The sequence below is a fragment of the Acidovorax sp. SUPP3334 genome (genome assembly GCF_030159055.1).
Lineage (GTDB): Bacteria > Pseudomonadota > Gammaproteobacteria > Burkholderiales > Burkholderiaceae_C > Paracidovorax.
In genome coordinates this window covers 1-3,854 of sequence record NZ_BQXQ01000085.1, presented here as the reverse complement: position 1 = coordinate 3,854, position 3,854 = coordinate 1, and the positions used below count along the sequence as shown (strand labels likewise).

Here is a 3,854-nt window from a genome sequence, read left to right as displayed (position 1 = left end):
TTGTGCTGGCGCGAAGCCTGCGCGAACAGGTCGAACTTCAGGGCGCTACGGGGTGTGATCATGGCAAGGAATGGGTTAGCTGGTCTTGGTCAACAAGTGACCGGCTGGGTTTTGAGAGGTTCCCATATGTTTGGAAAGCAGGCGGGCCAGAATATCGGTGGAGCCACCGGGCGGAAACGGTGAAATCAAACGAACCGGCTTGTTCGGGAACTCTTCCTTCGCATCGGCTGCAAAGGGTAATCCTGTATTTGCAAGACAGAGCGCCATCGCAACACGGCGCGAAATGGCATGTGACCTCGGACTAATTCTCTCCATGTAACCTCCCTAATTTTATTGAGAAAATCCCAACGAAATTTTAAGGGCGTGGGTTTTTAGAGGATGTCAAAGATTCCGAAAAATTGTTGCAATTTGTACGGCGTGATGGATGCCGGCGTGAAGATTTCTCAGTGCACAGGCATTTCCACCCTCATGCGTGTAAATAACGGATAGCCGGTCAGTTTTGCATTTCAGATTGGGATTTTTCTCGCAAAAAACAGCTTTAGGTATTTCACCTCAGTTTTGAATCCACTCTTTTTGAGATTAATTGTTCAAATACCCATGTATTTCGTCGTCGGCTATATCAAATGCTGAAACACCCGAGTTATTTTTAATCTTTGGGTCGGCGCCTGCCTTCGTCATGATGAGAAAAGCATCTTTATTCTTTTCGTTGAAGTCCGCAAAAAGTCTTAACAGCGGAGTTGCTCCAAGATTATTTTTTGAGTTGACATCTGCTCCGCCTTGAATCAGGGACTTAATGGATTCGATGCTTTTATATTCGCAAGCGAAATGGAGGGCTGTCCAGCCGGCACCATCTTTTTTATTAACATCGGCACCATTTTCTAAGAGCCATTTGAGCATTTCATGATTGTCATCATTAATTGCGCAACGCATAAGGGGGGTTGTGAATGATTTTCTTCGGGGGTCGCAATCGTTTACATTTGCTAGCCCTGCTGAAATGAGTGATTTCATTTTTTTGAAATCGTCATCGACAAATGCATTCAGCATTTCTGGGTGTGTTGAGTTATCTTTTTTCATGGCATTTCGTGTTTGTGACTCATATTGAGTTTTGGATCTTCGATTTGATAGAATTGTGCATTATTCATGTAGTCATTAAATTTTGCTTGGGTCATGCATTTCTTTTCTGCAGCAAGCTTTTCTCTCCAAAACTCGTGGCCGGGCTTGTGTCCTAAATGATATGCTCCTTTAATCGGAGTAAATTCGTTTGCGTCTAAGAATTCACCTGCTGCATTTTTTCGTGCTTTCATTTCGACTGTAGCTCTAACATCTGCTCTAATATACGGACGATGTAGTGTGTCGCACTTCTTGTTTTTATCACAGGGGCATTCTGGTTTGTTTCCAAACTGTCCGTTGGTTCTTCTTTCTTGTGACGTCCAATGAAGTCCAAAAGGATCATAAAATTGAATAGGATTTGGAGCGAAACGAAATAGATTTATTCCTCCTAATAGTCCAATCGGATCTTGGCTAGCAAACCTGCCCACGGCCGGATCGTAATACCGGAATCGGTTGTAATGGAGCCCGGTCTCCTCATCGAACTGCTGCCCCTGGAATCGGAAGGGTTGCTCGATTGTGGGCGGTGCAGATGAACGTGCGCTGGCACCGTCGCTCCAGTCCATCCCCGGCCCGTTGCCCATGCGGCGGCGGGTAGGGCCGTCATCGGTGCCCGTCCTCGCCACGGTCCGCAGCGTAGCCTCTCCCCAGACCTTGTAATCCGCCGCCCAGGCGATGCGCCCCTGGGCATCCGTCAACTCCAGCGGCGCGCCGATCTGGTCGCATTGATACCAATACGTCTGCCGGTCGTCCTGCGTGCCTTGCAAAGTCGCCAGCGGCACGAAGCTGCCGGGCTCATAAACGAACAGGCTGTCTTTGCCGCCCCGTTGGCTATGGACCATCAGATCGCCATCCCACAGGAAGTGCGTGGCACCGAACGAGTCTGCCTTGGACACCCGCCGCCCCAGCGCGTCATAGGCATAGCGCGTGGTTTGCGTCACGCCATGGCGTTCGGTGGTGGCTTCGACCAATTGATGGTTCGCGTTCCATCGCAGCATCGTGATGCTGGCGTTGCCGCCTTTTTGGTTGCCCCGCGTGCGCTTGGTCACATTGCCATGCACGTCGTATTCGAAGTGCATGTCCTGATAGAAGCGAAGGCGGTTGTCCCCGACCACGCCCAGGCCGGTCCTGGCTTCGCTGCTGTGGTGCCGCCCGACCTGCGCCTCGCTGCCATCCAGCAGATTGCCTGCGGGATCGAAGGCGAACAACTCCCGCGGCTGGTGGCTGCCGGTGCCGGGTAGTGCAGCCAGGATGCGGCCCGTGGGGTCGTAGCGGAAGTCCTGGCGCCCGCGCAGGGTGTCGCCGCGTGCCACCAGTTGGCCCGAGAGGTCGTAGGCGTAAGCCCGCTCCAGCACGGGCTGCGCGGCCCGGCCGTTGGCCACATTGCCGCTGGCGCGATGGCCGGCGCGGTGATGCACCAGCCGCCCGGCCGGGTCGTACTCGTAGCGGCTGGATGCGGCTCCCTGGCTGCGCTCGACCTCGCGGTGCAGTGCATCGCGCTCCATGTCGGCGATGACCTCGTGCGCGCCATCCTGTCCTGGCTGGGCGATGTTGATCTGGTGCAGATGGCCGGCGCCGTAGAACAGCCAGTTCAGCATGCGCCCATCGGGCAGCAGCGTCTGCGTGCGGTTGCCCAGCGGGTCGTAGTTGTGAACGAGCGAGCGTTGCAATCCTTGAGGCGATACCGCAGCGCGGCCCAGCCGCGCCGGCAGGCCAGGGCCACCCTGACCGATGAGCGTCTGCGTCTCGCTGAGGAGCTGCCCCACGGGGTCGTAGGCGAATGCCAGATGGGCGGCGCCATTGTTCGCCTGCGTCAGCCGGCCCAGGGCGTCGTAGCGGTAGGCGGTTTCCTCGGGCGGGCCTTCGTGTCCCTGGGTGCGCTTGGCCAGCAGCCGCCCCAGCGCATCGCGCTCGAGGTGCGTCACTTTGCCCGGCCCGGCATCGCTGCCGCCCGCTTCGATCAGGTGGGTCAATTCGCTCGCCGCGTTGTACACGTAGCGCTGCCAGCGACCGTCGAAGCCGATCTCGTCGGTGAGCTGGTCGCGCAGGTTGTAGCGGAAGGTGGTCTGCGCGCGGTTCTCGTTATCGAGGGCGATCAGGCGGCCGGCGCGGTCGTAGTGGTAGGCGAGGGTGCGTCCGGCCGCATCGGTGCGGGTCAGGGGCCGGCCCACGCCGTCGTAGGTGTAGCGCGTCGTGGCGCCCAGCGGATCGGCATAGGCCAGCAGGTGGCCTTCGCCGTTCCAGGTGTACTGGTGCAAGGCGGTGGCGCTGTCCGTGCCGGGCTCGGCCACATGGACGAGCCGGCCCGCGCTGTCGTAGGTGTAGCGCGTGGCCTGCCCCAGCGCATCGGTGCGCTGCACCAGTTGCCCCAGCGCGTCATACGCAAAGCGCGTGGTGCGGCCCGAGCAATCGGTGTAGGCAGTGAGATTGCCAGCGGCATCCCAGTGCAATTGCTTGGTGCCGCCCTTGGCATCGGTCACCTCCACCGGCCGCCCCAGGCCGTCGTACTGGTAGGCCGTGGACTGCCCGAGCGGATCGGTCATCTGCACCAGATTGCCGTGGCTGTCATAGGCTCGCTGCCACTCAAAGCCCAATGCATCGCGCAGCGTGGTCACGAGGTCTAGGTGTGATGTCTCAATAGGTTGTTCACCCGAATGGGTCTGGGAAACTGGAGTTAACACGCTTCAGAGTCACAGAGGGATCCCACCGGATGAACAGCCATAAGAATGCCAGATTGACATTGGAAG

The 3,854-nt window shown here is 57.4% G+C and carries 3 protein-coding genes; all 3 read right to left on the bottom strand.

Annotation, left to right across the window (positions count from 1 at the left end; genetic code table 11):
• Nucleotides 1-75 precede the first annotated feature (75 nt).
• On the bottom strand, nucleotides 76-267 hold the full coding sequence (locus tag AVHM3334_RS23340; RefSeq protein WP_284415828.1) for a hypothetical protein: 192 nt from the start codon (nucleotides 265-267) through the stop codon (nucleotides 76-78).
• A 312-nt stretch (nucleotides 268-579) separates the two neighbouring features.
• Entirely contained in the window at nucleotides 580-1,074 is a 495-nt protein-coding gene (locus AVHM3334_RS23335; protein ID WP_284415827.1) for an ankyrin repeat domain-containing protein, read from the bottom strand.
• A complete protein-coding gene (locus AVHM3334_RS23330) occupies nucleotides 1,071-3,722 on the bottom strand; it encodes an RHS repeat-associated core domain-containing protein (protein ID WP_284415826.1) in 2,652 nt (883 codons plus the stop codon). Before AVHM3334_RS23330 ends, AVHM3334_RS23335 begins: the two co-directional genes overlap by 4 nt.
• Between the last annotated feature and the right edge of the window lie 132 nt (nucleotides 3,723-3,854).